Origin of the sequence: Bradyrhizobium retamae, assembly GCF_001440415.1 — a bacterium.
Classification (GTDB): domain Bacteria; phylum Pseudomonadota; class Alphaproteobacteria; order Rhizobiales; family Xanthobacteraceae; genus Bradyrhizobium; species Bradyrhizobium retamae.
This window is the reverse complement of sequence record NZ_LLYA01000001.1, coordinates 15794-42330: the sequence shown is the minus strand read 5'-3', so window position 1 is coordinate 42330 and position 26537 is coordinate 15794. Positions and strand designations below refer to the sequence as shown.

Annotated in this window: 25 protein-coding genes; 12 read left to right on the top strand and 13 right to left on the bottom strand. The window is 61.8% G+C overall.

Annotated elements, in window-relative coordinates; all coding sequences use genetic code 11:
- The first annotated feature begins 3 nt into the window (after window positions 1–3).
- Window positions 4–792, top strand: coding sequence for a 3-hydroxybutyrate dehydrogenase (locus CQ13_RS00190; RefSeq protein ID WP_057841022.1), 789 nt, complete (start codon window positions 4–6; stop codon window positions 790–792).
- Between the two features lie 131 nt (window positions 793–923).
- Here the strand turns inward: CQ13_RS00190 and CQ13_RS00185 are convergent, their stop codons facing one another.
- From CQ13_RS00185 to CQ13_RS00175, 3 genes are all read right to left on the bottom strand, one after another.
- Window positions 924–1754 (bottom strand): sulfite exporter TauE/SafE family protein, encoded by an 831-nt coding sequence (locus CQ13_RS00185; protein ID WP_057841021.1) that lies wholly within the window; start codon window positions 1752–1754, stop codon window positions 924–926.
- Between the two features lie 367 nt (window positions 1755–2121).
- The gene (locus tag CQ13_RS00180) at window positions 2122–3480 is read right to left on the bottom strand and encodes an oligosaccharide flippase family protein (RefSeq protein WP_156433414.1); all 1359 of its coding nucleotides are present in this window, start codon (window positions 3478–3480) and stop codon (window positions 2122–2124) included.
- A gap of 235 nt (window positions 3481–3715) precedes the next feature.
- On the bottom strand, window positions 3716–4063 hold the full coding sequence (locus CQ13_RS00175) for a hypothetical protein (RefSeq protein WP_057841019.1): 348 nt from the start codon (window positions 4061–4063) through the stop codon (window positions 3716–3718).
- 617 nt (window positions 4064–4680) lie between these two features.
- Here CQ13_RS00175 and CQ13_RS44175 point away from each other — a divergent pair.
- Together CQ13_RS44175 and CQ13_RS00170 are read left to right on the top strand one after the other, a co-directional pair.
- Window positions 4681–4833, top strand: a complete 153-nt coding sequence (locus CQ13_RS44175) for a hypothetical protein (RefSeq protein WP_197427208.1) — start codon at window positions 4681–4683, stop codon at window positions 4831–4833.
- A 4-nt stretch (window positions 4834–4837) separates the two neighbouring features.
- Complete coding sequence (locus CQ13_RS00170) at window positions 4838–5182, top strand: hypothetical protein (RefSeq protein ID WP_245308964.1); 345 nt, start codon at window positions 4838–4840, stop codon at window positions 5180–5182.
- Between the two features lie 150 nt (window positions 5183–5332).
- Here the strand turns inward: CQ13_RS00170 and CQ13_RS00165 are convergent, their stop codons facing one another.
- Window positions 5333–6166, bottom strand: coding sequence for a protein-disulfide reductase DsbD domain-containing protein (locus CQ13_RS00165; RefSeq protein WP_057841018.1), 834 nt, complete (start codon window positions 6164–6166; stop codon window positions 5333–5335).
- Window positions 6167–6303: 137 nt separating this feature from the next.
- On the opposite strand from CQ13_RS00165, the gene CQ13_RS00160 reads away from it, so the two are divergent.
- Complete coding sequence (locus CQ13_RS00160) at window positions 6304–6954, top strand: YqgE/AlgH family protein (protein WP_057841017.1); 651 nt, start codon at window positions 6304–6306, stop codon at window positions 6952–6954.
- A 139-nt stretch (window positions 6955–7093) separates the two neighbouring features.
- Here the strand turns inward: CQ13_RS00160 and CQ13_RS00155 are convergent, their stop codons facing one another.
- Both CQ13_RS00155 and CQ13_RS00150 read right to left on the bottom strand, forming a co-directional pair.
- Window positions 7094–7981, bottom strand: coding sequence for a TauD/TfdA dioxygenase family protein (locus CQ13_RS00155; protein ID WP_057841016.1), 888 nt, complete (start codon window positions 7979–7981; stop codon window positions 7094–7096).
- 98 nt (window positions 7982–8079) lie between these two features.
- Window positions 8080–8859, bottom strand: coding sequence for an SDR family NAD(P)-dependent oxidoreductase (locus tag CQ13_RS00150; RefSeq protein ID WP_057841015.1), 780 nt, complete (start codon window positions 8857–8859; stop codon window positions 8080–8082).
- Window positions 8860–8950: 91 nt separating this feature from the next.
- Here CQ13_RS00150 and CQ13_RS00145 point away from each other — a divergent pair, with 91 nt between their 5' ends.
- Window positions 8951–9487 (top strand): GNAT family N-acetyltransferase, encoded by a 537-nt coding sequence (locus tag CQ13_RS00145; protein ID WP_057841014.1) that lies wholly within the window; start codon window positions 8951–8953, stop codon window positions 9485–9487.
- 74 nt (window positions 9488–9561) lie between these two features.
- On the opposite strand, the gene CQ13_RS00140 is transcribed toward CQ13_RS00145, so the two are convergent.
- Both CQ13_RS00140 and CQ13_RS00135 read right to left on the bottom strand, forming a co-directional pair.
- Window positions 9562–10239 (bottom strand): DUF1326 domain-containing protein, encoded by a 678-nt coding sequence (locus CQ13_RS00140; RefSeq protein ID WP_057841013.1) that lies wholly within the window; start codon window positions 10237–10239, stop codon window positions 9562–9564.
- Between the two features lie 139 nt (window positions 10240–10378).
- Window positions 10379–11014, bottom strand: coding sequence for a DUF1326 domain-containing protein (locus CQ13_RS00135; RefSeq protein WP_057841012.1), 636 nt, complete (start codon window positions 11012–11014; stop codon window positions 10379–10381).
- A 538-nt stretch (window positions 11015–11552) separates the two neighbouring features.
- On the opposite strand from CQ13_RS00135, the gene CQ13_RS00130 reads away from it, so the two are divergent.
- The 3 genes from CQ13_RS00130 (at window position 11553) to CQ13_RS00120 (ending at window position 14023) form a co-directional block, all read left to right on the top strand.
- Window positions 11553–12569: an AraC family transcriptional regulator gene (locus CQ13_RS00130; protein WP_156433412.1), complete on the top strand. Its 1017-nt coding sequence runs from the start codon at window positions 11553–11555 to the stop codon at window positions 12567–12569.
- 252 nt (window positions 12570–12821) lie between these two features.
- The gene (locus CQ13_RS00125; protein ID WP_057841010.1) at window positions 12822–13556 is read left to right on the top strand and encodes an SDR family NAD(P)-dependent oxidoreductase; all 735 of its coding nucleotides are present in this window, start codon (window positions 12822–12824) and stop codon (window positions 13554–13556) included.
- 92 nt (window positions 13557–13648) lie between these two features.
- Window positions 13649–14023, top strand: coding sequence for a CsbD family protein (locus CQ13_RS00120; protein ID WP_057841009.1), 375 nt, complete (start codon window positions 13649–13651; stop codon window positions 14021–14023).
- A gap of 234 nt (window positions 14024–14257) precedes the next feature.
- On the opposite strand, the gene CQ13_RS00115 is transcribed toward CQ13_RS00120, so the two are convergent.
- Both CQ13_RS00115 and CQ13_RS00110 read right to left on the bottom strand, forming a co-directional pair.
- On the bottom strand, window positions 14258–15976 hold the full coding sequence (locus tag CQ13_RS00115; protein ID WP_057841008.1) for an SGNH/GDSL hydrolase family protein: 1719 nt from the start codon (window positions 15974–15976) through the stop codon (window positions 14258–14260).
- A 160-nt stretch (window positions 15977–16136) separates the two neighbouring features.
- Window positions 16137–17531 (bottom strand): lytic murein transglycosylase, encoded by a 1395-nt coding sequence (locus CQ13_RS00110; RefSeq protein ID WP_057841007.1) that lies wholly within the window; start codon window positions 17529–17531, stop codon window positions 16137–16139.
- A gap of 231 nt (window positions 17532–17762) precedes the next feature.
- Here CQ13_RS00110 and galU point away from each other — a divergent pair, with 231 nt between their 5' ends.
- Window positions 17763–18641: a UTP--glucose-1-phosphate uridylyltransferase GalU gene (gene galU / locus CQ13_RS00105; RefSeq protein WP_057841006.1), complete on the top strand. Its 879-nt coding sequence runs from the start codon at window positions 17763–17765 to the stop codon at window positions 18639–18641.
- Window positions 18642–18757: 116 nt separating this feature from the next.
- Here the strand turns inward: galU and CQ13_RS00100 are convergent, their stop codons facing one another.
- On the bottom strand, window positions 18758–20260 hold the full coding sequence (locus tag CQ13_RS00100) for a GGDEF domain-containing protein (protein ID WP_057841005.1): 1503 nt from the start codon (window positions 20258–20260) through the stop codon (window positions 18758–18760).
- 154 nt (window positions 20261–20414) lie between these two features.
- On the opposite strand from CQ13_RS00100, the gene CQ13_RS00095 reads away from it, so the two are divergent.
- Both CQ13_RS00095 and CQ13_RS00090 read left to right on the top strand, forming a co-directional pair.
- Window positions 20415–20684: a DUF7662 domain-containing protein gene (locus CQ13_RS00095; protein ID WP_057841004.1), complete on the top strand. Its 270-nt coding sequence runs from the start codon at window positions 20415–20417 to the stop codon at window positions 20682–20684.
- A gap of 748 nt (window positions 20685–21432) precedes the next feature.
- The gene (locus CQ13_RS00090; protein ID WP_057841003.1) at window positions 21433–21786 is read left to right on the top strand and encodes a DUF2200 domain-containing protein; all 354 of its coding nucleotides are present in this window, start codon (window positions 21433–21435) and stop codon (window positions 21784–21786) included.
- Window positions 21787–21935: 149 nt separating this feature from the next.
- Here CQ13_RS00090 and CQ13_RS00085 read toward each other — a convergent pair whose 3' ends face one another.
- Window positions 21936–24812 carry an EAL domain-containing protein gene (locus CQ13_RS00085; RefSeq protein ID WP_057841002.1) on the bottom strand — a complete coding sequence of 959 codons (2877 nt, stop codon included), beginning with the start codon at window positions 24810–24812 and terminating at the stop codon, window positions 21936–21938.
- Between the two features lie 121 nt (window positions 24813–24933).
- The gene (locus tag CQ13_RS00080) at window positions 24934–25932 is read right to left on the bottom strand and encodes an NAD(P)H-quinone oxidoreductase (protein WP_057841001.1); all 999 of its coding nucleotides are present in this window, start codon (window positions 25930–25932) and stop codon (window positions 24934–24936) included.
- Between the two features lie 119 nt (window positions 25933–26051).
- Between CQ13_RS00080 and CQ13_RS00075 the strand changes: the two genes are divergently transcribed.
- Window positions 26052–26243: a DUF1192 domain-containing protein gene (locus tag CQ13_RS00075; RefSeq protein WP_057841000.1), complete on the top strand. Its 192-nt coding sequence runs from the start codon at window positions 26052–26054 to the stop codon at window positions 26241–26243.
- The last annotated feature ends 294 nt before the right edge of the window (window positions 26244–26537 follow it).

Genomic DNA, 26537 nt, shown 5'->3' with positions numbered 1-26537 from the left:
GGAATGGGTACGTTAAAAGGCAAGACCGCTGTCGTGACCGGCTCGACAAGCGGCATTGGATTGGCTTACGCGCGCGCTTTTGCCGCCGCCGGCGCCAATGTCGTCCTCAACGGCATGGGCGTGCCGGCCGATATCGAGCGCGAGCGTTCCGGCATCGAGACCGACTTCAAGGTCCGCGCCGTGCACTCGCCCGCCGACATGACCAAGCCCGCCGAGATTGCAGAAATGGTCGCGCTTGGCGAGAAGACGTTTGGTTCGGTCGATATCCTCGTCAACAATGCCGGCATCCAGTTCGTCTCGCCGATCGAGGATTTTCCGCCGGAGAAGTGGGAAGCCATTATCGCCATCAACCTGTCGTCGGCGTTCTACGGCATCCGCGCTGCAGTCCCCGGCATGAAGAAGCGCGGCTGGGGCCGTATCATTAACACGGCTTCCGCGCATTCGCTGGTGGCGTCGCCGTTCAAGGCGGCATACGTCTCGGCCAAGCACGGCATTGCCGGCCTCACCAAGACGGTGGCACTGGAGCTTGCGACGTTCAAGATCACCTGCAACTGCATCAGCCCCGGTTATGTCTGGACGCCGCTGGTGGAAAAGCAGATTCCCGACACCATGAAGGCACGTAACCTGACCAAGGAGCAAGTCATCAACGACGTGTTGCTGGAAGCGCAGCCGACTAAGGAGTTCGTGACCTCAGAACAGGTCGCCGCACTGGCGCTGTTCCTGTGCAGCGACGATGCAGCCCAGATCACCGGCACCAATCTATCGATCGATGGCGGATGGACCGCAGAATAAGGCAAATCGTGAGCAGGCCCGGGAAGCGCGGCTAGAGCCCGGTTCTGATTGAATCAGAACCGGGCTCTAGGTTTTTTTGTTTTGACGCGTTTTCTTGACGCGAACCACTGTCCACTTCGCTGGAAAACGCGCTAATGGGCGACGCTTCCGGTGACAGCTGCGATACTGGCCTGCGAAAAATGCAGCTCGTTGAAGCCGAGCTTGCTGGCCACCAAAATCAGGACTGTGGCCAGCACCACCCTTAGCACCGTCTCCGGGACGCGAACCGCGCAGTAGCTGCCGATCAGGATGCCGGGCAACGATCCGACCAACAGCACACCCATCAGCGCCCAATCGACCGAACCCAGCGCCCAATGTCCGATGCCGGCTACCAGCGTCAGCGGCACCGCATGTGCGATGTCGGAACCGACAATGGTCGCCATCGGCAGGCGGGGATAGAGCAGCAAGAGCGCGGTGACGCCGACGGCGCCGGCACCGACGGATGAAATCGAGACCAGCACACCGAGCGCCACGCCGACCATCACGGTCGCGCGGCCGGTCGCCGCGGCATCGAACCCTTCCATGCGTCGGCGATAGTGATCCATGATCGCCCTGCGGAAGATCAACGATGTCGCCGTGAGGAGGAGCGCGAAGCACAGCACCAGATTGACCACGCTGCGCGCGGCCTCCCCCTTGAGCTCGAGCTGCCACAGCACGAGCAAGGTAACGACGCTTGCCGGGATGCTGCCGCTGGCAAGGCGCATCACGGCCGGCCAGTGGATACTGCGTGCAAAGCCATGCACCAGGCTGCCGCCCGTCTTGGTGGCCGCGGCATATAGAAGATCGGTGCCGACAGCGGTCGACGGGTGGATGCCGAATAGCAGAATCAGCAACGGCGTCATCAGCGAGCCGCCGCCGACACCGGTCATCCCGACCAGCAGGCCGACGCCGAATCCCGAGGCAACGTAAAGCGGATCAATCATTTCCGGGTGCAAGTTCCATTTGGCATGTGCGAGTATATATCAACGCAGGGGATAAACGTCCTATCGATGGCGGCGCATCGGGTGAAATAAGAATATTTCATGCGCACACGGGAATCCGGTGGTTATTTTCCCCAATTTGGCGGTGCAGAGCGAAACCGGTATCCTGCCTCGTTGATGCTGTCGGCCGCCTGGCGGGGCCCTTACTGGTCAACCTCGTTAACGGGCCGTCGCGACGTATGTCGGATGTGCAGGATATCGATCGTCCTTGCGCACACGATAGAAAATCCGGAACGGATAACGCAGGACGGTTACGACACGGACTTGAGATGCAAGCGGCCGTGTTCCAACCGCTCCGGTGGCTCCACGATCAACGCTTCCCGAACGCCAACACGCGCAGTCCGAGCCGCCGGCGCACGATCCAGAACAGCAGCACCGTCTCGAACGTCAGCGAGATCGAGGTCGCCGCTGCCGCGCCATGGCCGCCGAAGTGGGGCACCAGGACGACGCACAGCACAGCATTCATGACAAAGGCGAGCGCATAGGCCAGCGCGCAGATGTGCTGATGGCCGAGCATATTCAGGAGCCGCTCGACTGGGCCGATGGCGGAACGCACCACAAGGCCAATCGCTGCAATGAACATGATGTCATAGCCGACGACGAATTGCGGTCCGAACAGCCACAATAGCGGCTTGCCCAGCGCCAGCAGCAGAATAGTCGCGCCGAGCGACGGCCAGAACGTCCACTGGATCGCATGCGCCACATAGGCCGACAGCCGCGGCTTGTCGCCCTGCGCGTGATACTCGGCAAAGCGATGCGCAGTCGAAGCCCCCATCGCGTAGTGAATGAAGGAGACCAGCGCCAGCGTCTTCACTACGGCAAAGTAGACGCCGACCTCTTCCGAGGAGCGGAATTGCTGCAGCACCAGCACGTCGGTGTATGACAACAGCAGATAAAAGCTCTCCACCATCAGGATCGGCAGCGAGACCGCGAGCCAGCCGCGGAAGTCGTAGGCTCGGGGGCCGGGCTCGATGTGGCCGCCGAGCTTGCGATTGAGCACGATCATCTGGCCGATCATCGCGATCCATACCGCAGCGGCGCTGGCCGACATCGCGGCGGTGGCGCCGAGATCGAAGCCGAGCACGAAGGCGCCGGCGGTCAGGCCAATGATCAGCGACTGGCGCACGATGAACTGCGGCACCAGGCCAAGCCGCATCCAGTCGTGCGAGCGGGCGATGCCGTCCTGGGTGTTGGCGACGACGAACGCCGGCAGTGTCAGGCAACCGATGTAGAGGGGAACGATCGCGTTGCCGTCGATCCACGGCGACAATCCCTTCACCGCGCCCGCCAGCAGCAGCGAGACGATGGAGGACACACCGAACGTCATCCATCGGCTGCCGGAGAGGAAGCCGCGCAACAGCGCGTGTTCGCCGCGTGTACGATATTCCGGAATGAGCTTCTGCGCGGATGCCGAGATGCCGAAATCCATCATGCTGCCGAGCAGCAGCACCCAGGTCCAGACATAGACATAGACGCCATAGTCCGAGCCGCCCATCCAGCGCGCCAGCAGGATCTGCGAGAAATAGGCAAGCGCTGCGCTGAAGACGCGGATCACGAAGATCGTGCCGGCCAGCCGCCTTGTAACGGAGGCTTCACTGGAGCCGCCAAGCAGCGCACGCAGGCGCGCGATCACGCCACCAGGCGGAGCGGTTGCGGATTGCGAATCCATTACGGCCACAACGGTACATCCCCGAAACGTGCCGCGAGGCGGCGGCGACGATCGGATGTATCAACCATTCGTTAAGATTCGGTTGGGTGGGGGGCCCGTGGGACCGATATGAGTGGCTTTCGGCCGACCGACGCCGCTCCGCGGTCATGCCCTACCAGGAATAGCTTGTACCGAGCCGCTGCAGATGGATGCGATCTGCGCGAGCAATCGCAAATCGCATCCGGACGGACTTGGCTCAGTTAGCCGACAGCTTCTGCTGATCCTGCGCCACTGGTGTCAGCCCAATTCCCCACCGCAATGTCGGCGACAGCAGGAGGTCGGTCTTGGACGCGTTGGCGTTCACGTTCCACTGCATCCAGGGCATGGAATCGAGGTAGGGAATTGGCGGCAAGATGATCGGAGTCACGGCGCGATCGGAAGGCTGCTGGGTATGCGGACTATCGATTCCCCAGGCTGCCAGCGCCGGCATGGCCAACGCCGCGCCGGTGAAAGCTGCGATCAATCGCCGGATGAAGCGGCGATCTTCAGCAGCCTTTTTGCGTTGCTCCGCCCGAGCGGAGACAATGGTGTGATCAGTGATCATATCATCCTCCTATCGTTCGAAAACTGATCCAAGCGATCGTTGCGAAGCTCATTGCGACCATGAGCCAGTCAAGAACAAGCGATCCGCCCTTGCGCGGCCTTCGCTGAACAGAGGTGCTCATCTCAAGCTCCCGTGGCTGACAGATCTATCCTTTCCTCGTTTGACGATTGCGTCGCCCGGCCTGCAAACCGGGGCTGCGGATTTGGATGCGCGCCGTCTGCGGCATCGAAGCGCCTCCGGCGCGGAAAATGATCTGAGGAGCACAAAAATTGTGTTCAAGAGGTCAGCGAAAATTTTTGCTTAACGCACGGGCAGGAGCCGCCGCCGACCATGGCTTGGCGCAGCGGCAACGTCGCGGCGACCCGATCCGTTGATCGCTCCTGGACGGCTCGAACCCTGAGCTGCTTGGTCGGGGTGCCACGAAACTACGAAGTCAGGAACAAAACGGCTGGGCCGTCGTTTGATGCCGCGGAGCCATCGCCCGCCGTTCACAACGGCGCATGTCGCGGATAGCCAAAGGTCTTCGGACCCGCCGTTATTCATCACAGGCGCTCGCGCGGATAGCCAAAGGCGATGGCTGCCATCGCACCCGAACGCCCGCATGTCCGGGCCGCGAGATGGATGACCCGAACGATCTGGTGCTGGCCATGTTGGGATTGGTGATCGCTGCCATCATGCTGGTGGCGGGCGCGCTCTATCTGATCAACGCGCCCGATCCCATACCGACCCACAGGCCCCCGCCAGCCGTGCAGGTATCTCCGGTTTCGTAGCTTCATGCCGGTTGGTCCCGGGTTGGCGGAACTTTTCTGGCTTTTTGTAATTCTGAGCTTCGGCCGCATGGTGCGGCCGGGGAGGAAAAATATGAAACTACTGCTTGTCACCGCTGTAACGATCACCGCCGCGCTGGCTGTCAGCCCGGCTTCTGCCCAGAAGACGGCTTGCACAAGCGAAAACATGGCCAAGCTCGTCGCGTCCAGTAACGCTATGCCTGACAGCCCCGGCAAATTTGCGATGATGAAAGAGATGGGCGCGGCGAATGCCGCCATGTCAAAGGGCGACATGCGTAGCGCTTGCAAGAGCTATATGCGCGCTCAGCAGATGAGCGGCCAGAAGAGCTAGGAGGACACACGTTGCCGAAGAGGAGAGCTGCCAAGCGCCGGCTCTCCTCTGACTGGAAAGCGTCGCTGCACCGGGTGGAAACACCTTGCGGCATCGTGGCGCGGCTGAGCACGTCCGCAGGGTCGGCAGGTCGCGTCAATTCAAGTCGCGTCAATTCAAACTGACGTTGAACTCGTAGGCCCGGTCGCCGCCGACGAGCGTCAGTTTGAGTGCGGCGCCTTCCGGACTGGCGCCGGGCGGCAGGCCGTCGAGTTCGAAGGCAAAGCGTTTGACGCCGGGCGGGCCTTGCTCCACGAGCTTGGGAACCGGCAACGCCCAGTCGGGCGTCGGCCCCTCGGCGAACAGGTTGACCTCCCTGGCCTCGGGCGCGGTCACGTCGACCAGCACGTTCTTTCCCTCGCGCTTGACGTCGCGGATGGTCAGCGGATTGGGGTCCCCGACATTGGCCGGCTTCGGCACCGCATTGAGCGCATCGGACAGTGTACCGTCCTCGGTACTTGCCACGCTGGCAAAAGCGAGTTCGGCATGGGCTTCGACGGGAATGCAGAGCTTTTCGCAAACCGCGTAGCTGATGTGGGTGCGCAGTGTCACCGGCTTGTCGGCATTCTTGGCGACGATCCGCAACGGCAGCACGACCTGTTGCTTGTATCCCAGCGCGGTGCCGCCTGCGCCGTCGTCGAATTTCATCGGCGCCGGCCACAGCACCGTCACGGCTTCGACATTGTCGGATTTGGAGAAGTCGAAGCGCGGTGGCACGCCGGAATCCCCGGGCGTCCGCCAATAGGTCTTCCATCCCGGCTGCAACTGGATGGCTACGCCGCCGAGCAGCACCGCGCCGCTGCGTGATCCCGCCAGCAACCGTACCGCGGAATGGGCGTCGTGTTGCCACGGCGAGGCATCCTGGGCGCGAACATCCGACGCCGCACACGCGACACTCAAGGCGGCGACGCCGAGTGCGGCGCGCAGGGGAACTAGGACGCTCATGGCACGTCTTTACAGGCAAGTTTCGAGGCAAACCATTGAATTGCGTGTGATCGGCAGCCGAATGATGCCGGAAGCTTGATTGACAGAAACCGCACCCGATATCAGGATATGAACCTGCAAGAGAAAGGCCTTTGCGGATGAGCCCTGAAGGCAAGACATCGAAGCCTGTCCGCCGCAAAGCCGCCGGCTTTGGCGATAATTCGTCTGGCGAGGGCTATCTGGACGGCCGGCTGCTGATCGCCATGCCGGTCATGGGCGATCCGCGCTTCGAGCGCTCAGTCATCTACATGTGCGCGCACTCGTCGGAAGGGGCGATGGGCATCATTGTCAACCGTCCGGCCGGCAGCATCGACTTTCCAGGACTGCTGGTGCAACTCGATATCATCGAGAAGGCCGACCAGATCACGCTGCCGGAAAACGCCGAGACCATGCAGGTGTTGAAGGGCGGCCCGGTCGATACCGGCCGCGGTTTCGTGCTGCATTCGAGCGATTTCTTCATCAAGGACGCGACGCTGAACATCGACGAGGGCATCTGCCTGACCGCGACGGTGGACATCCTCAAGGCGATCGCCAAAGGCACCGGGCCGAAGCATGCCATCCTGGCGCTCGGCTATGCCGGCTGGGCGCCCGGGCAGCTCGAGAACGAGATCCAGCACAATGGCTGGCTGCATTGCGACGCCGACCCGGATCTGATCTTCGGCGACGACGTCGACGACAAATATCAACGTGCGTTGCGCAAGATCGGCATCGACCTCGGCATGCTGTCGAATGAGGCCGGGCACGCGTAGGCGCTAGCCGCGGCGTCGTCCCTGGGAACGCAGGACCCATAACCACCGGCTTTGATTGTTTGAAATGATAGCTGCCCCATCGCCTCACGGATGGGCCGCGGCGTATGGGGCCTGCGTTCGCAGGGACGACGGGAAACCTCTACTCCGCGGCCTGCTGCGTCACTGTCGGCTCGGTACCGGCAACAGTGGCGCGCCGCATGTCGCGGGGCTGCGACTGGTCGTAGCGCCGAACCCGGTGCATGGTCTGGCGATTGTCCCACATCACGAGGTCATGCACGGTCCATTTATGGACGTAGACGAATTCCTTCTGCGTGGCGTGCTCGGTCAGGTCGCGCAGCAATAACCGCGCCTCGGGCATGCTCATGCCCACAATCGCGCCCGCGTGCGATGACAGATACAGCGACTTGCGGCGATGCACCGGATGCGTCCGCACCAGCCGCTGCAGCACCGGCTTGAACATCTCTTTTTCTTCGTCGGTATAATCCAGGAAGCCGAGCGAGCCGCGCGAATACATCAGCGAATGTTCGCAGATCAGGTCCTCGATCTCGGCCTTGGTGTCGTCGTCGAGCGCGTCATACGCCGCGCGCATATCGGCGAATTCGGTGTTGCCACCCTTCGGGTTCACCACCCGCGCCGACAAGAGCGAGAACTTCGCCGGGATCGGACGAAACGAGCTGTCGGAATGCCACAAGCAATTGCCGAGGTTGAACAGATGTGCGCGGCTGTCGCGCGGCAATGGCTTGCCGTCCTTGCCGAGATTGGAGACGTCATTGAGGCCGGTCGAGAGGCGCGAATCCTGAGGCTTGACGATATTGCCGCCGCGAGCGTCTTCGCGCTTGCCGAAATTCAGCGCAAATGCGAGTTGCTGTTCGTCCGTGATGTCCTGGTTGCGGAACAGCAGCACGGCGTACTTGTCCATGCCGGCTTCGACGTCGGCTGCTTCCTGCGGCGTCAGGGGTTTTCGCAGATCAAGCCCGGATACTTCGCCGACAAAATGCGGATGAAGCTGCCGGATCGTGACCGTCATGGCGTCTCTCCCAAAAACGGCGGGCGGTGTGTCCCGCTTTCTTTGTAAGAAAAATTACTCCGCGAAATGTCCAAGTCAACGCTGCGGACGCATGCCCGCTACGCGTTTCGCGCCATGAGGCCGCCGTCGACAGGGATCACCGCGCCGGTCAGGAACGAAGCCGCTGGCAAGCACAGGCTCAGCGTCATGTGCGCCACTTCCTCCGGCTCACCGTAGCGGCCGAGTGCGGTGCGGCGCTTGGCGTAGATCGTCTTGTGCTCTTCGGAAATCCGCTCGGTGATCGCGGTGCGGATCGGACCCGGGCAAATGCAGTTCACGGTGATGCCCTCGCGTCCGAGCTCGACGGCGAGCGAGCGCGTCAAGCCGGTGACGCCGGCTTTCGCTGCCGAGTACGGGCTGTGCAGCGCGGTAGCGCCGAGCGCCTCGGTCGATGCGATGTTGACGATCCGCGGATTCTTCGATCGGCGCAAATGCGGCAACGCGGCCCGGATGATGCGTGGATGCGCGGTCATCATCACGGCCAGCGCCTTGTCCCAGGCTGCTTCATAACCTTCCTCGTCGATCGCCACGTGCACGGAGATGCCGGCATTGTTGATGACGATGTCGAGTGCACCGAAATGCGCGGCAACCTCGTTGACCACCTTGATGATGTCGCCAGGATTGGTGACGTCGAGCGTCCACGCTTTTGCCGATTCGCCCTTCGCTGCGATCTCGCTGGCAACCGCCTGGGTCGACGCGGCGTTCAGATCGGTAACTGCAACATTGGCGCCCTCAGCCGCGAACACCAGCGCCGTTGCACGGCCCATGCCGCTGGCAGCACCGGTGACGAGGACGGTCAGGCCTTTGACCGAACGACTCAGCTCCTTGAAATCTGGCATAATGGGATCCGGACAGAGATGCGCTTTGCAGGATTGACAAGGCTGGCACCGATCCGCACACAGGTCAAACGAAGCCGAGCGAGGTGCAACCGTGACCGATACTGGCGGGGCGCAGATACGTCTCCTGGAGCTTGCCGACGCGCCCCTGTATCGAGAGATCCGGCTGGAAGCGCTTGAGAAAAATCCGGAGGCTTTCGGCAGCACGTTTGAGAGAGAAAATGCGCAACCACTATCGTGGTTCGAAGCGGCCATCGGACGGGCGGATATCTTCGGCGCATTCCTTGACGGGGAGCTTGCCGGAATTGCCGGATTTTCCGCGCAGGAAGGTTTGAAGCAGGCGCACAAGGGGCGGCTTTGGGCGATGTATGTTCGAAACACCGCGCGAGGTTCGGGCCTTGGAAAGTTGCTTGTCGCGGCCGTTCTCGACCATGCGCGCGGGCGCGTGGAGATGGTTCAATTGACTGTCGTGAGCGAGAACGAAGCGGCGCGCCAACTTTACAGCGCCATGGCCTTTGTCGAGTACGGCTATGAAAAGCGAGCCCTCAAGCAGGGTGGGCGATATTACGACGAGATTCTGATGGTCAAATTTCTCGACGAGGCTCGGGAAACCACTCGGCTGCTTCCGTAGACACCAGCGTCAAACCGCCGATACTTCGCCACCGATCAGGAGACATCCTTCAGAACGATAACACCTAGCCTCATTCACCGCGGGGTCGGCCCAAGCCATGCCGTGAGTCTTGATCTTTCCCCGACCAAGCCGTCCTGATTGAAGTGATGAACACAAAAATGTGCCCATGAATCTTCGAATGCCATTTCCATGTCACCTGTGACCGACGTGGTACCTAGCCCGATTTCTGCGTAGGTAAATTCGAAACTGCCGCTGGGACGCGCCAGCGCAATGTGGAATGGTTGACCAGTAAACTCGTTGATCTTCGGCCTGCCGGTGCTCCGCATGACGTCTTGTATCTCTACCCTTGCCGTTCTGAGCTCCAAGTCCGCATCGAGATCAATCGGCAGGAACAACGTCCCGCAAAACTCCGAGCATGTGGACGCGAATACGGCGAAGAGATTGCTCAATGGTTGGCATGCGTCGCCTGAGATGATCGCTTCAAGCGCGATCCGTTGAGCTTCATCTGCACGCTCGTCGATTATGATCTGGCGCCGCCCGTTTCCGTCCTTGATTTCGCCGGGCCACTTGTACAGCGCCGCCCAGTTCAAGCCTGAGAGCGGCGTATCGTTGAAGTAGCCTTCGACGATGGTGCCGACGAAGGCCGACTGACAATAGCCGTGAGTACTCGGCAGGTTGAATTGGCAACCACAGTTCATCGCGCAATTGCAGTTATCGTAGGTCTCGCTCTTGAATAGCCATTGATCCGCCATCGTCGTCACCCTCCTCTACGGATAGTCTTGCAGAGAAACATCGGTAACAAGACCCGACCGTTCTACAGCCAACCAATGTCAGCTCGAGGCTCAGCTAACACGACAAATTCGATCCGGCTAAGCTCTCTGCCGTCATCACTCAGCGGATCAAGCCATCCTGGTTGTAGTGGTGCACGCAAAATAGCGCCCATGAATCTTTGAACGCCATCTCCATATCACCGCTTACCGAGGTCGTGCCTCGCCCAATTTCCCCATAGGTAAACTCGAAGCTGCCGGACGGCCGTGCCAGTGCAATGTGGAAGGGCTCGCCACTGAACTTGTTGATGATTGGTCTGCCGACACTCTTCACAACACCCGGGATGTCGACGTTCGCGGTTCTGAGTTGGAGATTCACCTCGAGATTGATCGGCAGGAAAAGTGTCTCGAAAAATTCCGTGCATAAGGAACCGAAAACGGAAAAATGGTTGCTGAGTGGCCGGCATGCCTTACCCGATACAATCGTTTCGAGAGCGATCCGTTGAGCCTTGTTCGCCCGCTCGTCGATGATGATCTGGCGCTTGCCGTTTCCTTCCTCGATCTCGCCGGGGAATATGCAGAGCAGCGACCAATTCAGGCCCGCCAGCGGCGTGCCATTGAAATGACCTGCAACGACGGTGCCGACATAGGCAAACTGACAATTTCCATGTGTCGTGGGCTCGTTGAACTGACACCCGCAGCTCACTGAACAATTGCAGTTATCATAAGTCTCGCTTTTGAACAGCCATTGATCAGCCATCTCACTGCGCCCTCCCAAAAGCGATGACGCTCAGCTCGACTTTGCGCGAGCTTCAAGCCGGAACGAAGCGATAGACGCCATCCTTGCGCTCGACGAAGCCGGTGCCAGGGAACGGCAGGTGAGCACCGATCAGCCGGCGCTTGTCAATGACGAGTCGATCAAGCAGGCGCAGGCGGGTCGAGATGCCGCGATCGGGCTCGTGGTCGACTGGCACTGGTCACGACGGATACTGGAATGAGATCACAGCGTGCGTAAGCGCGTCCGCAATGACGCTTCCCTCCTTGATGGGCCACCCCTATCGATAGGCACGGCATCGATAGGCACGGCGCCCGTTGGGCGCGAAGCTTAGCTGGCGCATTTGGGTGCTGGATATCCGATTGCCGCCGGGGCCTATCCGGAAAGCGCGTAAAACGTGGAAATCGCCCACGGAAAGCGCCAACTATCATTATCCAAAAACTGCAAGAATGATCGGAGCATTCCCGGCCCCGGTGCCCATGCCGCGGCATGCGTGGTATGCTCGATCAACACGGAGGCGAGCATGCAGCCTGGCACAGCGCCGCTTCTGGAGCAGATGCCCATCTTCCACAGCCGCAATGTGGAAGAGACCGGTGCATTCCTGCGCGCGAAAGGCTACCGCTTCGACATCGCGGGGCGGCAGACCCACCTCCTCGATACGCGCCTTAACGGCGTTTACATGCCGGGCCTCTACGTGGGTTACGCGCAATACGGCGGCGCACCGGTCGTCCTGTGTCCGAGCCCCGGCCGCACGGACACTTGGATCCACCTGCCGCTTCGCGGACAGCTTGGAGCCACCATTGGCCGTGAAAACGTCGTGTGCAATCCGAACCTCGCCACGATCATCTCGCCGATGCGCGAGAGTTGTCGGCTGGTATCGGAGCCCGATAGCAGCCGCATCCAACTGTCTCTGACCAAATCCAGCCTTACAGATCAGCTTGTCGCCCTACTCGGCGAGCCACCAACCGCTCCCCTCGAATTTGCGCCCACGATCGACCTCGCCACCGGGTACGGCCGCAGCTTGGCACGCTACGTGCTGACGGGCGTCGCGGACCTGGAACAGGCGGGATCGGTGCTCTGGAGCCCGACGACGATGAGCACATTCGAGCAGTTCATTGTCACGGCATTGCTGGTGTCGCACCCGCACAATTACAGCGCCGCACTGCGACGTCTCGAGAAGCCGATTGCTCCGCGTGACGTGAAGCGCGCGATCGACTACATTGAGGCCCATCTCGACCGGGTGGTTACCGTGGCCGACCTCGTTACGGCGACCGGCGTTGCAGGCCGAACACTCTTTAAACACTTCAGCGATTTCAAGGGTGTCTCCCCCATGCGCTACCTGCGGAACGCCCGTTTGCGGCAAGTTCGCCAAGCCCTGCTGCGGGCCGATCCGGAAGCGAATGTCACCGAGATTGCCATGAGCACGGGGTTTACCCATATGGGCCGGTTCTCGGTCTCGTACCGCGCGTGCTTTGGGGAAAGTCCTTCGGAGACGCTAAGAGATGGCAGGCAAGTGCAGCAGCCTCGGAAGCAACCGTAGTCCAGAAAGTTCGAGGCCCGCAATTGCATTTGCTGAGTGCGCTCAATCCACCAAAGCAACCAAGTAGGTTGGTGTCGAGGTCTCGTAATGACCCCGAAGCGGATATTGTTGCACAGCACTTCGTTGCTGAGCTGGAAGACTAAATGCTTCGCATTTCTTACAAAGCCCTTCTCCGTGCAGTCACCCATTGAGCCGCATGGCCCTTTTGGATTTATGAGTACGCCCTAGAACACACAAAAAGGATCGCGAGCGATGAACGAACTGGATTTCAGCGGCAGGCAGGTGCTGGTGGTCGGCGGCTCCAGCGGGATCGGCAATGGCATCGCGCAGGCGTTCCGTGCCAAGGGCGCACGTGTCGCCGTCTGCGGCACCCGCGAAAGCGCCGCCGACTATTCGCCTGACGAAGGCTCGCTTCTTGACGGGTTAGATTATTCCCAGCTCGACGTCAGCAACGCGCAGGCCATTGAATCCTTCCAGCCATCCTTCACGAAACTGGACGTGCTGGTGCTGGCGCAGGGCGCGGTGATCTACCGCCGCGGCGAATTCGAGATGGATGGCTTTCGCAGGGTGGTCGAAATCAACCTGATGAGCCTGATGGCCTGTGCGACAAAATTCCATGCGATGCTGAGCGCCAGCAAGGGCGCGCTCATCATCGTCAGTTCGACCGCCGCCTATCACTCCACGATGGGCAATCCAGCCTACAACGCCTCGAAGACCGGTGCGGTCGGGCTGACGCGCACGCTCGGCGAGGCGTGGGCCGGGGACGGCATCCGCGTCAATGGCATCGCGCCCGGCCTGGTCGATACCAAGATGACCAAGGCGACCACCGCCAATCCGAAACGCCTCGAAGGCGCGCTCGAGCGGATCCCGTTGAAGCGGCTCGGCACGCCGGCGGATATGGCCGGTGCGGCGCTGTTCCTGGCCTCGCCGCTTGCGACCTACGTCATCGGCCAGACCATCGTGGTCGACGGTGGTCTGATCCTGTAAGCTTGGCATCTTGATTAGAACTGCGTTTCGATCGCGGTAGGAACCCGAACGGGGTCTCACCGGTTACATTCCCCGAAAACAGGAGGACCGCGATGGACAAGGATCGGATTGCTGGTTCGGCCGAGGATTTTGCGGGTAAGGTCGAAAGCACCGTCGGCGATATGGCTGGCGATGCGAAGGCGCAAGCCGAAGGCCGCGCGCGCGAAGCGGCGGGCACAGTGCAAAATCTCTACGGCCAGGCCAAGGATGCCGCCCGCGACGCCACTGACACCGCCGTCAGCTATGCCAAGGACGCCATTGAGCATAGCGGCGACACCATTCGTAGCGGCCAGCAGACGGTAGCGAAAACTGTTCAGGAAAATCCGCTCGGCGCGCTCTTGGTCGCAGCCGGCATTGGCTTTGCGCTGGCGCTGTTGATGACGCGCCCGCCGCGCCGCCCGCCGCCGCGCTGGCGCTATTACGGCTAACTTCATCCTGAGAGGAGCGGCCTATTGGCCGCGTCTCGAAGGATGGCTGCATGGGAGCTTCATGGTTCGCGCGGCGGTGTGAAGCATCGCCCGCAGACGCGCGGAGAAGCGCTCCTCAGCATGAGAACTAGAGCCCGGTTCCGATTGAATCAGAACCGGGCTCTAGGTTTTTGTTTTGACGCGTTTTCTTGACGCGAACCGGTGTCCACTTCGCTGGAAAACGCTCTACCTAAATCACCGCGTGAAATTGCCCGGCGGAACCTCTGCCGAGCGCCCGACATTGCCCGGCGGCCGCGGCGCGCCCGGAAGAGCAGCGGGTCCACGCGGCGGTGCGGCCGCGGGTGGTGCAGGCGGCCGCGGCCCCACACCGAACCCGCCGAAGAAGTCACGTAGTGACGGACCGTTGTTTTGCGCCGGGCGGATCTGCATCGGTGGCGGCGGCACCTGTCTCTTCTGTTGCTGCAGCGTTTGCTGCGGCGGCGGCAGTAAGAGCTGCTTCTGTGGCGGGGCGGCTGCCGTGGTTCCGCTCGGTGAGGTGGCCGCCATCGGGGTATCGCCCTTCGCCGGCTCGCGGCCGATTTCGCGACGAGGCCATACGTAGTCGTCGGCGCGGCCGGCCGGCGCGGCCAGCGCTTCACCCTTCACCAGCGTGCGCGCGGCTAGCGCATCAACCGCTGCCGGACGCGAGCCGGGACCGCCGAGCAATTGATCGGTGCCGACGGAAGAGGCCACCAGCGGCATGACCGGTCCGGCCAGCGGACGCGGCGCCGGCTGGCCCGGCGCGACATTGGCCTCCGGCGTCGCCGGTTCGATCGGCACCGCGATCGGCCCGGAGCGGGCGGCGAGGAGGCGCGTCACCTCGCGCTCGACATAGTGTGCGAGCTTGCGCGCGCCGGGCTTGGTGAAGAAGACGCCGTCGGCCGTGCGGAGCTGGCGGATCTGGCCTTCGAAGTCGGGACCTTTCTGCAGGAAGCGGCCGGCTTCATCGACAAAGCCATCCCAGATATCGACATAGGTAATGCCGGCCTTGCCGGCGCCGTCGCGATACAGCGCATCGAGGAACAGCATGTCAGCCGTTCCTTTTTGCCCGCGGATCGCCGGCAGGCCGACCCACAGCACTGGGACGCCCTTGGATTTCAGCACGCCGATCAGCTCTTCGATCTTCTTGGTGTAGAGTTCGACCCAGCGCTCGTCGCGGAACTCATAAAGTCCGCCGCCAGATCGCGCGGGTGCGGCGTTTTGCGGCGTGTCGCTATCGGCTGCATCGTCAGGCGACAATTCGGCATCGGCCGGCTTATCGTCGCGCTTTGCCGTGTCAGCCGAGCCTTCCGGCTTCTTTGCGTCCGCCGGCTTGGTATCTGTCTTGGTATCTGCCTTGCCGCGCGCGTCCTTCTTGTCTTCTTTCTTATCGGCCTTCTTCTCGGTGACCGCCTCGCGGATGGCCTGGCGGTCATGGAGGCCGAGCATGACGACGATGGCATCGGGCGTTTCGGTGGCGAGGATGCCCTTGGCGGCCGCGGTCCAATCGGCGGGCTCGCCGCGCGGCTGATACTTGATCAGGCCGGAGACGGTCTTGTGCTTGCGGATCACGCCCATGTCGGGCTGCTCGGAATAGGCGTCTTCCAGGCCATAGGCGAGCCAGTCGGCCATGGCGTCGCCGAGCACCAGTACGTTACGTTCCGGCACCGTATCTCGCTTGGCGGGCGCGGGCGCGCGGGAGAAATCCTGGCGCGGCGCCTGCGGCGCCTGCTGCTGGAATGGCGAAAAGAAATCGCCGCCGAACCAGCCGCGCTGCGGCGCTTGCCGCTGCGGCGGCCCGCCAAAGCCGCCGAAATTGAAAAACTGCGCCGACGCGGGTCCCACGATCCCGATCAGGAGCGCGATCGCAACCGCCAGCGCCACCAGTGGCCCGGTCTCGGTAAACACGCGCAAGAAGGACGTTGGCTTTCGCATCCGGCTCGGTCGCAAATGGATCGTGAAGCGTCAAATATAGCAGCGGAATCGGGCCGCAAGCGGGCAGATTTCACATCCCATAAACCGAGGTTCCAGGCCCAGCGTCAAGGCTCCTGCCGAATCGTGGTTTTCAGGGTCGTTTAAGCGCTGAAAACAGGTTTTAACGGCCCCGCAGCCGCTCCAGCACGTCGGAAGAGGCAAATCCGTCCGCTGGCGCTCCGATCGAAGCCTGGAAGCTGCGGAGCGCCTCCCGCGTCTGGCCACCGAACTGGCCATCCGGCGTGCCCTTGTAGAGCCCGCGCTGCGCCAGGAGCTGCTGCAGTTCCAGTCGTTCCGCCCGCGACAGCACCCGTTCCTGCCGCGGCCAGGGTTGCACGAACGGCGGCCCGCCGCGCAGCCGGTCGGCAAAATGGCCGATCGCCAGCGCATAGGCCTCGGCCGGGTTGTATTTCATGATCACCCGGAAGTTCTGCAGCATCAGGAAGCCGGGCCCCTGCATGCCGGCCGGCGCCAGCAGATAGGCCTTATCGGTTGTGTCAGGAAACGGCTTGCCGTCGGCCCGCTTCAGTCCCTGGCTCTGCCACTGCGCAATCGTCATCGCCTTGGACTTGTCCGCCAGCATGAAATTAAAGCCCTCCGGCAGCACCACCTCGTAACCCCAGCTCCGACCGGTCTGCCAGCCGTCTTTCCTGAGGTTGTTGGCGGTGGAGGCGATCAGATCGGCGACGTTGTCGACGACGTCGCGGCGTCGGTCGCCGTCGGCGTCGACGGCATAGCGCTTGAAGGCGGTCGGCATGAACTGCGTCGGCCCGAACGCGCCGGCCCAGGAGCCGCGCATTTGTTCGGGTCTGAGATCGCCGCGGTTGAGGATCTCGATCGCGGTGAGGAATTCATCCCTGAAATAAGCCTGGCGGCGGCCGATGCAGGCCAGTGTCGCGGTCGATCGCACGACGTTGCGGTCGCCCACTTGCGTCGAGTAGTTGGATTCGATGCCCCAGATCGATGCGATGATGTAGCGGTCGACGCCATAGGCCTTCTCCACCGCGTCGAATTGCGGCTTGTATTGGGCGAGGATCTCGCGGCCCTTGGCAAGGCGGTTGTCGTTCACGAGGATATCGAGATAGTCCCAGATCGCTTTGGTGAACTCGGGCTGCGAGTCCATCAGGTCCATAATGCGCAAATCAGGCTCGAGGCCGGCGGTGAAGCGCTCGAAATTTTGCTGGGTGATGTTGCGCCGCGCAGCATCCGGCCACATCGAGGCGACGCAATTTTGAAAGTTCGCCGCCGCCTGCCGGATCGCGGACGCCGTCATCAGCGGATGGCCGGAGGCGCCGTCTTCTCCGCTCCAGGGCGGCGGACTGCCGTCCGGACTGGGCGTGGCCGGCTGCGCCGCGACCTTCTGCCCTGAGAAGATAGTGCCGAAAAAGTTCGAAACCCCGTTGCCGGAGGATTGGGCTTGAGATTGGGCCTGGGATTGGCCGCTGGAACACAACAGCGCTGCGGCGATTAGGATCGCGCCCGTTCGATTACTCGTCACTCGTTCAAAGAGACCCATGCCGTACCCATCCGTCGAAACCAACCCTGTGCCAGAAGGCCCTGTCACGGTTTCCAATAGCTTAACAGAGCGGATTTTGTTGTCGCGCCCGGCGCGCGCAAGGGGAGGTGCAGGTCGGGCGGGAACGCCACCATACATCCGCCTTTGTTCAAGGGTGCAAACCGGCTATCAACGTGCAATCAAAGCACTTTCCTCATTTCCAGATCTCAATATCAAGGCGCCCGACATCCCATGAAAATCCGTAAAGCCGTCTTCCCGGTCGCCGGCCTCGGCACCCGCGTCCTGCCCGCCACCAAGGCGATGCCGAAGGAAATGCTGACCATCGTCGACAAGCCGCTGATTCAATACGTGGTCGACGAGGCCAAGGAGGCCGGAATCGAGCATTTCGTCTTCGTCACCGGGCGCAACAAGGGGGTGATCGAGGACCATTTCGACCGGATGTTCGAGCTCGACACCACGCTCGCCGCGCGCGGCAAGAAGGCCGAGCAGGACATCCTGGCGCGCGACCAGCCCGAAGCCGGGGCCATGAGTTTCACCCGCCAGCAGGCGCCGCTCGGTCTCGGCCACGCGGTCTGGTGCGCGCGCGATATCGTCGGCGATGAGCCGTTCGCCGTCGTGCTGCCGGACGAGCTAGTGCTCAACAGCCCGGGTTGCCTGAAGCAGATGATCGAGGCCGCGGCGAAGCTCGGCGCCAAATCCAATCTGCTCGCGGTGGAGGCGGTGCCCGACGATCTCACCCACCAGTATGGCATTTGCGGCGTCGGCAAGCGCCTTGCCAAAAACATGTTCGAGGTCGACGGCATGGTGGAGAAACCGCCGAAGGGCACCGCGCCGTCAAACCTTTCGATCACCGGGCGCTACATCCTGCAGCCGGAAATCTTCAAGATCCTCGAAACCCAGGAGCGCGGCGCAGGCAACGAGATCCAGCTCACCGATGCGATGAAAGCTCTCGCCAAGACGCAAAAGTTCTTCGGCGTGGAATTCGAGGGCGAGCGGCACGACTGCGGCTCGAAATCCGGCTTCCTTCGCGCCAACATCGCCTACGGCATGGCCCGCGCCGAGCTGCGCGACGGCCTGCGCGCGGAGATGAAGAAGTATCTGGCGGAGTAGGGGCGAGGACGCTCATCCCGTCATTGCTGACGAAGCCAAGGCCTATCTCGACGCTTTGACGCAGAAGCGCGACGACGAAGCTAGTACGCGTTAGACGAAATAGTGTTGCGCTTGCCTTAAGCCACCAGCGCGAGCTGCGGGATGGCGGCGACCACCGACTGGTTGCGGCCGTTGGCCTTGGCCGCGTAGAGGGCCTTGTCGGCCGCTTCGATCAGATAGGACCAATCGATCGCTGCCGTGGGCGTCATGCTCGCCACGCCGATACTCACCGTCGTCACGTTGGGATCTTCGGCCCATTGTTCGACTTTGAGGCGGATGGTTTCGGCGACGGTGAGCGCTTCCACCGCCGAGAGGCCGGGCAGCAGTACCGCGAATTCCTCGCCGCCGTATCTGGCCGGACAGTCGCCGGCCCGCCTGACCGAATCCGAAATGCAGATCGCAATGCCGACCAGCACCTGGTCGCCGGCCTGATGTCCAAACCTGTCATTGTACGATTTGAAATGATCGGCATCGATCATCAGCACCGCGACGGGGGTCTGGTTGCGCGTCGCCCGCCGCCATTCCAGGTCGATCTCGCAATCGAATTTACGCCGGTTCTTCAGGCCGGTGAGCGCGTCGGTGGTCGCGAGCTCTTCCAGTTTTTCCTCTGCCTCGGCGCGGCGGCCGATCTCGCGCGCGAGGAACAATGTGGTGCCGAGCACGAACAGGATCAGGGCCACCATGACCGCGCCGATCCGGATCACTTCCCGGTACCAGAGGCTCAGGATGCTCGCCAGCGGTTTTCCGACTACGACAAAGAACAGGCTCGTATTGGCGCTTCGAACGTAAAGCCGCGGTGTCGGGTCCACCGGTCCGACCCCGGCGTAGGACCCGCCTTGCTGCAGATTTGCCGGATTCCAGTTTTTTCGCTCTGCCAGATTTTTGCCGACGATGTCGAGGTCGAACGGCGTCCGCATGATGACCATCCGGTCGCGGCGCAGCACGGTGATCGTATCGCCGGGAGTGAGGGTAAGCCGGCCGAACAGCTCATGGAAATAGCTGAAGCGGATCGAGCCCACCACGACGCCAAGGAAGCCGCCATCGGAATCGTTGATGCGCCGGCTGAGCACGATCGAATAGGCGCTCCGATGCAGCATCGGGCGACTCATGTACAGGCCGACATCGGGATTGGAGCGATGAACCTGGAAATACTCCTCGTCGCTGCGATCCTCCGGCGCCGGATCGAGGCTTGCCGCTTCATGTGTCAGCTTGCCTTGCGCGTCGAACACCTGGATTACGCCGAAATGCCTTGCGGTGGCGGCATGATCGAACAGGATCAGGTGCTGGATCTCCTTGCCGACGCCCTTGATCTGCGGCATCACCAGATTGCTGGCGACGGCGCGCAGCGACAGGTCGTAAAGCTCGATATTGCGGCTGATGTCGGCGTCGACCCCCGAGGCGAGATTTTGCAGCGTCTGCCGTGCCAGCTCTTCCTCGCCGCGGCGCATGTCGAACATGACGCTGGTGCAAATCGCGGAGAAGCCGATCACGGCCGCGACCGACGACGCGATCAGAAGTTTGACCGACAACCGCCAGGGCCGGCGGCCCGCGTCTTTCCCAAAATAGCTTTTTCTGGCCACGCCTTCGTGCCGTCCAATAGTATCGCCCGCAATAACCTACCGGTATGCGCCGGATACGTTGTTGCGGCCTTAAGCGGCGACAGCGATATGATAATGCGTTAACGGTTGGTTGCCGGGATAGACGGTTTTGTGCAAATCGCCATTGGGGATACGGGTGAACGATTACGACCTGCTGCGGGACTACCTGAAAAAACAGACGGTTCCCGAACTCGTGCTGAGCTTCGAGCAGATCGAGGAGATCCTCGATGCGGCGCTGCCGCGCGCCGCGCACCGTGCGTCATGGTGGGAGACGTTGCGGAGCCCGCAGGAAAAGATGCCGCAACGCGAAGCCTGCCTCGAAGCCGGTTACATCGCGACCCGGCAGGCCGACGGCAAGAGCGTTAAATTCAGGAAGATGAAATCGACCGACAAGCTGGCTCGATAACCTGGCGTCCCGTTCCCGGATTACGCTTCGCTCCATCCAGGCTACGAGGAGCTTCCTTCGCAACGACCGCCGACCTCATCCTGAGGAGCGTGCGAAGCAAGCGTCTCGAAGGATGGTTGCAGCGGACAGCGGCCATCCTTCGAGACGCGCGAAGGCGCGCTCCTCAGGATGAGGTCAGCGCGCGTAACCCGGATGGAGCCCGGCGCGGCTTTTGCTCCCAACCAAAATATCGAAAACAATCCCATGCAAAGTAACAAGGTGTCGCTGGCATGAATGCTTACACCCGAAAACATTTGACCTGTCGGGCAAATCACCGGCACCTTCCAACATTGCGCAATTTAAAACCGTCCATGGTCTGCCAAACGGCTTCTGGCGCGATTGCGGGCCAAAATTCCGACAATCATGTTGATCCGGTTCAGGAAATTAATTCTTTGGAACAACGGCTGGCCCGTTCATTGCGCGGCAAAATTCTGATTGGCAACTATGAGATTAATCCCAAACCGGACATGCCGCCAACATCAAGCGCAAGTGCACGTAGGCAGTCACTTCGTGACGAAGCGGTCCATGTTGTATCGTTACCTTTCGTCGCACCAGAATTCGCGCACGTTGCCTCAATAGCGTCCGGGTCGCGGATACTTTGCGGTGAGCGCGGGAGAAGTGATGCGCGGTTTCTATGTATCTGGGGACGGCCCGGCACCCCTGATGGTCTCAGGCCTTGCATGCTTTATTAGCGACCCTTGGAGCACCCATGGCAAAACACCGGATCTATACAACGAGCTTCGCAAGCGTTTACCCATTTTACGTTGCGAAGGCAGAGAAAAAAGGACGCACAAAGGCAGAGGTCGATCAGGTCATCTCTTGGTTGACAGGCTATGGTCAGAAGGAGCTGGAAACTCAACTCGAAAAACAGACTGACTTTGAAACATTCTTTGCAAAGGCCCCTAAAATCAATCCTTCGAGAGCCTTGATTAGAGGCGTGGTTTGCGGCGTCCGAGTGGAGGATATCAAAGAACCAACTATGCGAGAAATTCGTTACCTGGACAAACTTATCGATGAGCTAGCGCAGGGAAAAACGATGGACAAAATTCTGCGAAGAAAATGACCCTGAGCGACCAGCCTCGATCCACTTAGCTCGGCGACGCTGCGCGGAGTTGGCCCGGCGCACTGCCCATTCTTTTCAAGTGCTGGACCAGGACGCCTCGGCGTTCAAAGCTTGAGCTCGCATCCATATTCACGTGCGGCTCGACGATATCAACTCGCCGCTTCCAGCCGTTCTTCCGTTAGTAGCCGCATCGCGGCGTCGGCGTCCATCGGCTCGCCGAAGGCAAAGCCTTGCGCGTATTCGCAGCCCAACTGATAGAGCTCGACCGCATCCGAATCCGTCTCCGCGCCTTCCGCCACCACATCCATGCCGAGGTCATGCGCCAGAGCAATGATCGATTTGAGGATCACCGGCCGCGTGCCGCGGCTGGTGGTGCGCACGAAGGACTGGTCGATCTTGATAGTGTCGAAGGGGAAGCGCTGCAGGTACGCCAGCGAGGAATGGCCGGTGCCGAAATCGTCCAGCGATAGTCCGGTGCCGAGTTCGCGAATGCGCGCCAGCATCTGCGCGGCATGCTCCGGATTCTCCATCACAAGCGACTCGGTGAGCTCCAGCTTAAGCGTGCCGCGCGCCACCGACGAACGCGACAGCACGGTGCGGATATCGTGGATCAAATCATGGCGCAGCAACTGCCGCGAGGAAACGTTGACGGAGGCGAAGATCGGTTCGCGCGAGCGCATCGCACGCTGCCATACCGAGAGCTGCCGCGCCGTCTGGTCCAGCACGAACATGCCGAGATCGACGATCAGGCCGATTTCCTCGGCAATCGAGATGAATTCCGACGGCGACATCCGGCCGAGCTTGGGATGATCCCAGCGCGCCAGCGCCTCGAAGCCGGCGATCGAGCGATCTTCCAGCCGCACGATCGGCTGGTACAGGATCGTGATTTCCCGCCGCTCGATGGCGCGGCGCAATTCGCTTTCCAGCGTCAGGCGGTCGGTCTTGCGCGCGCGCATCGCCGGCTTGTAGACGTCGATGCGGTCGCCGCCGATCCGCTTGGAGTGATACATCGCAAGCTCGGCGTCCTTGATGATCTCGTCGGACAATTGCGTCTGCGGATCCGACAGCGCGAGCCCGATGGACGCGGTCAGGAAGATCTCGCGGTCGTTGAAGGCGATCGGGGCGCGGATGGTCTTGCGGATGGTTTCGGCGAAGGCGGTGATGCGTGCCGGGTCCTGCTCCGACATCAGGATCAGGCCGAACTGGTCGCCGGCCAGCCGCGCCAGCGTATCCTGCGGTTTCAGGATGCGCGTCAGCCGCCGCGCCAGCGTCAGCAGGATGGAGTCGCCGACCGCAATGCCGACGGAATCGTTGACCTGCTTGAAGCGATCGAGGTCGATCACCATCAGCGTCGGCCGCAGGTTCGGCATGCTCTTGGCGAAATTTGCCACCGCGCCGAGGCGATCCATGAACAGTTTGCGGTTGGGCAGGCCGGTGAGGTTGTCATGCACGGAGTCGTGCAGCATGCGCTCCTCGGCGTTCTTGATTTCGGTGACGTCGGTCAGCGTTCCAACCACGCGCGAGACTTCGCCGTCGGAGCCGACCACCGGGCGCGCCTTCAGCGCGAACCACATGAAGTGGCCGTCAGGCGTGCGCAGGCGGAAATCCTGCACCAGCCGGCCGCGGCGCTGGTCGAGCACGCTGTCCAGCGCGGCGCGGAAGCGATCCTGGTCGAGCGGGTGCAGCACCTCCAGCCATTTTGCGGCCGGACCTTCCAGCGTGCCGCGCTTCAGCCCGAGCAGGCTTTCGGTCTCCGGGCTGGTGAATACCTTGTCGGCAGAGACGTCCCAGTCCCAGATCAGGTCGCCGGAGCCGGTCAGCGCCAGCGCGCGGCGCTCGATGTCGGAGACAATGCCGGTTGTCGCGCCGCCGCCGGCGAACGCGTGCTGCATCACCGTAAATCCGATCAGCATCACGATCAGCACGAGGCCGCCGAGCAGCGCCGGACCTACGATGTCGTTGGTGACGCTTCCCGCCACCGTCATGCCGGCGGCGATCACCCAGACCACCAGCAGGAACCAGGTCGGGATCAACAACACCGCGCGGTCGAAACCATGCGTCGAGAGATAGACGATCAGCGCAAAGCCGGCGAAGGCGATCAAGACCAGCGAGATGCGGGCAATGCCGGAGGCGACCGCGGGATCGAACAGCGCCAGCGCCACCAGCGATCCGAGGAAGGCCAGCCAGCCGACGGTGATGTGGGAATAGCGCACATGCCAGCGGCTCAAGTTGAGATAGGCGAACAGAAACACCAGCAGCGTCGCTGCGAGGATCGCTTCGCCGGCCGCGCGCCAGACGCGCTCTGCATTGTTCGACATGTCGAGCACCTTGCCCCAAAAGCCGAAATCGACGCCGATATAGACCAGCACCGCCCAAGCCAGCGCCGCAGCAGCGGGGAACATGATGCTGCCCTTCACCACGAACAGGATCGTCAGCACCAGCGCCAGCAGGCCGGAAATGCCGATCACGATGCCCTGGTAGAGCGTGAACGAGTTGACCTTGTCCTTGTAGGCGTCGGGTTCCCAGAGATAGAGCTGCGGCAGCTTGTCGGTGCGCAGTTCCGCCACGAAGGTGATGACGGCACCGGGGTCGAGCGTGATGCGGAAGATGTCGGCGGTCGCGCTCTCCTGCCGTTCGGGGCGGTCGCCGGTCGACGGCGTAATGGTCGCGATGCGCGACAGGCCGAGATCGGGCCACAAGAGGCCGGATGACACGATGCGATAGTGTGGCGCGACGATCAGACGATCGAGCTGGTCGTCGGTATTGTTGGCAAGCGCGAACACCACCCAGTTCTGTCCGCCCTCGCGGGCGCGCACTTCGATACGGCGGACGATGCCGTCGGTTCCCGGCGCCGTCGAAACCTGGATGCGGTCGGTTTCGCTGCGCTGGTGGTCGAGCACTGCGGTGAGATCGATGGCAGGCGCGTCGCTGCGGACGCTGACCGCGTCGATGGCATGCGCCGCAGGCGCGGCCATAACAATCATGAGGCCCAGCGCGACTAGCGCAAGGCGCCTGATCAGACGCAATGTCAGTACTCCGCGACCAGCGATTCTCCCGGCCCAGCGAACGGGGTCGGCGTTGCCGCGATAAATGACATGAAAGCGAAGCAAATCAAAGGGTTTCCACCCGCGCTTCGCTCGCGATCGGTTAGACCGCCAACACAATTTTGCCAATATGTGCGGAGGTCTCCATCCGCCGGTGCGCGTCGGCCGCTTTTTCCAGCGGGAATGAGCTGTCCATCAGCGGTTTTACACGTCCCTCGCGCAATAGCGGCATCACCTTGGCCTCGATCGCAGCGACCATCGCTGCCTTATCCGCATTAGTACGGGGGCGCAGCGTGGAGCCGGTATGGGTCAGCCGCTTCACCATCACCTTGGCAATGTTGACGGTAACCTTGGGGCCGTTGAGCGTCGCGATCTGCACGATACGGCCGTCGACCGCAGCAGCGTCATAGTTGCGATCGACATAGTCGCCGGCGACCATGTCGAGGATCAGGTTGGCGCCGACATTGTTGGTCTCGGCCTTGACCACGGCGACGAAGTCTTCGGTCTTGTAATTGATCGCGCGGTCGGCGCCGAGCTTGAGGCAGGCGTCGATCTTGTTCTGAGAGCCGACGGTCACGAGCACCTTGGAGCCGAACGCTTTCGCAAGCTGGATCGCCATGGTGCCGATGCCGGACGAGCCGCCGTGGATCAGAAGCGTTTCGCCGGGCTTGAGCCCGCCGCGCTCGAACACATTGTGCCAGACGGTCATCAGCGTTTCCGGGATCGCGCCGGCTTCCTGGATCGACAGCGACGGCGGCACCGCCATCGCCTGCGCGTCTTGCGCAATGCAATACTGGGCATAGCCACCGCCCGCGACCAGCGACATCACCTTGTCGCCGAGCTTGTGCTTTGTGGCGCCTTCGCCAAGCGCCACCACTTCGCCCGCGATTTCAAGGCCGGGCAGGTCGCTGGCGCCGGGCGGCGGCGGGTAGGCGCCGGAACGCTGCGCAACGTCGGGGCGGTTGACACCCGCCGCCATCACCTTGACCAGGATTTCGCCTGGGCCGGGCGCTGGAACGCTGCGGGTTTCGGGCAACAGCACGTCGGGGCCGCCTGGCTTGCTGATGCCGATGACGGTCATTTGCGCGGGCAGCTTTGACATGATTTGTCCTTGTGAAAGGCTGAGAATTGAAGGCGGCCCCTGATTAGCCAGCCCGGTTGCGGCTGGCAACCGCTTGAGGGATCAGCAAGCCGTTACGAACCGGCGGAAGGAGGAAGCGCATGTCGATCGAGGATGACGACAAACCGCGGAGGAAGATTACCCACGAGATCGGCCAGGACCTGTCGCTCCTGTCGGTCGAGGAATTGACGGAGCGGATTGAGCTCTTGAATTCGGAAGTCGCGCGGCTGCAAGAAGCGGTCACCAAGAAGCGCGCATCGAAGGATGCCGCGAACAGCTTCTTCAAGACGTGAGAGGATCTCGTGTCCCGGACGCGGTGCATCGCCCTTGGCGCTGCTCCAGTGCCGGGACCCACGCTTTCGTTCCGGGGCACGAGACCCGCTACTCTCCAAACGATTGCAATTACAAAACTCGGCCAGTGGCCCACATGGCAAATAATCCCTGAAGAAAATCGCTCGTTTACGAAGGATTAAGCTTTCTCCTTTATGACTGTCATCGTCCTCGTTTGGACACCGAGTGGCTCCTGTCCACTCTGTTTGACGCCTCCCTGTTATCAACTTCAAAAGCCGCCGGAAACGGCGGCTCTT

What these genes read in the sequence shown, in the direction of transcription:
- CQ13_RS00075 (WP_057841000.1), top strand. Translation starts at nt 26,052, where the DNA reads ATGTCGATCGAGGATGACGACAAACCGCGGAGGAAGATTACCCACGAG.
- CQ13_RS00110 (WP_057841007.1), bottom strand. Translation starts at nt 17,531, where the DNA reads ATGGGTCTCTTTGAACGAGTGACGAGTAATCGAACGGGCGCGATCCTA.
- CQ13_RS00165 (WP_057841018.1), bottom strand. Translation starts at nt 6,166, where the DNA reads ATGAGCGTCCTAGTTCCCCTGCGCGCCGCACTCGGCGTCGCCGCCTTG.
- CQ13_RS00090 (WP_057841003.1), top strand. Translation starts at nt 21,433, where the DNA reads ATGGCAAAACACCGGATCTATACAACGAGCTTCGCAAGCGTTTACCCA.
- CQ13_RS00180 (WP_156433414.1), bottom strand. Translation starts at nt 3,480, where the DNA reads ATGGATTCGCAATCCGCAACCGCTCCGCCTGGTGGCGTGATCGCGCGC.
- CQ13_RS00170 (WP_245308964.1), top strand. Translation starts at nt 4,838, where the DNA reads ATGCCGGTTGGTCCCGGGTTGGCGGAACTTTTCTGGCTTTTTGTAATT.
- CQ13_RS00150 (WP_057841015.1), bottom strand. Translation starts at nt 8,859, where the DNA reads ATGCCAGATTTCAAGGAGCTGAGTCGTTCGGTCAAAGGCCTGACCGTC.
- CQ13_RS00115 (WP_057841008.1), bottom strand. Translation starts at nt 15,976, where the DNA reads ATGCGAAAGCCAACGTCCTTCTTGCGCGTGTTTACCGAGACCGGGCCA.
- CQ13_RS00190 (WP_057841022.1), top strand. Translation starts at nt 4, where the DNA reads ATGGGTACGTTAAAAGGCAAGACCGCTGTCGTGACCGGCTCGACAAGC.
- galU (WP_057841006.1), top strand. Translation starts at nt 17,763, where the DNA reads ATGAAAATCCGTAAAGCCGTCTTCCCGGTCGCCGGCCTCGGCACCCGC.
- CQ13_RS00160 (WP_057841017.1), top strand. Translation starts at nt 6,304, where the DNA reads ATGAGCCCTGAAGGCAAGACATCGAAGCCTGTCCGCCGCAAAGCCGCC.
- CQ13_RS00130 (WP_156433412.1), top strand. Translation starts at nt 11,553, where the DNA reads ATGCAGCCTGGCACAGCGCCGCTTCTGGAGCAGATGCCCATCTTCCAC.
- CQ13_RS00135 (WP_057841012.1), bottom strand. Translation starts at nt 11,014, where the DNA reads ATGGCTGATCAATGGCTGTTCAAAAGCGAGACTTATGATAACTGCAAT.
- CQ13_RS00125 (WP_057841010.1), top strand. Translation starts at nt 12,822, where the DNA reads ATGAACGAACTGGATTTCAGCGGCAGGCAGGTGCTGGTGGTCGGCGGC.
- CQ13_RS00175 (WP_057841019.1), bottom strand. Translation starts at nt 4,063, where the DNA reads ATGATCACTGATCACACCATTGTCTCCGCTCGGGCGGAGCAACGCAAA.
- CQ13_RS00140 (WP_057841013.1), bottom strand. Translation starts at nt 10,239, where the DNA reads ATGGCGGATCAATGGCTATTCAAGAGCGAGACCTACGATAACTGCAAT.
- CQ13_RS44175 (WP_197427208.1), top strand. Translation starts at nt 4,681, where the DNA reads ATGGATGACCCGAACGATCTGGTGCTGGCCATGTTGGGATTGGTGATC.
- CQ13_RS00185 (WP_057841021.1), bottom strand. Translation starts at nt 1,754, where the DNA reads ATGATTGATCCGCTTTACGTTGCCTCGGGATTCGGCGTCGGCCTGCTG.
- CQ13_RS00080 (WP_057841001.1), bottom strand. Translation starts at nt 25,932, where the DNA reads ATGTCAAAGCTGCCCGCGCAAATGACCGTCATCGGCATCAGCAAGCCA.
- CQ13_RS00155 (WP_057841016.1), bottom strand. Translation starts at nt 7,981, where the DNA reads ATGACGGTCACGATCCGGCAGCTTCATCCGCATTTTGTCGGCGAAGTA.
- CQ13_RS00120 (WP_057841009.1), top strand. Translation starts at nt 13,649, where the DNA reads ATGGACAAGGATCGGATTGCTGGTTCGGCCGAGGATTTTGCGGGTAAG.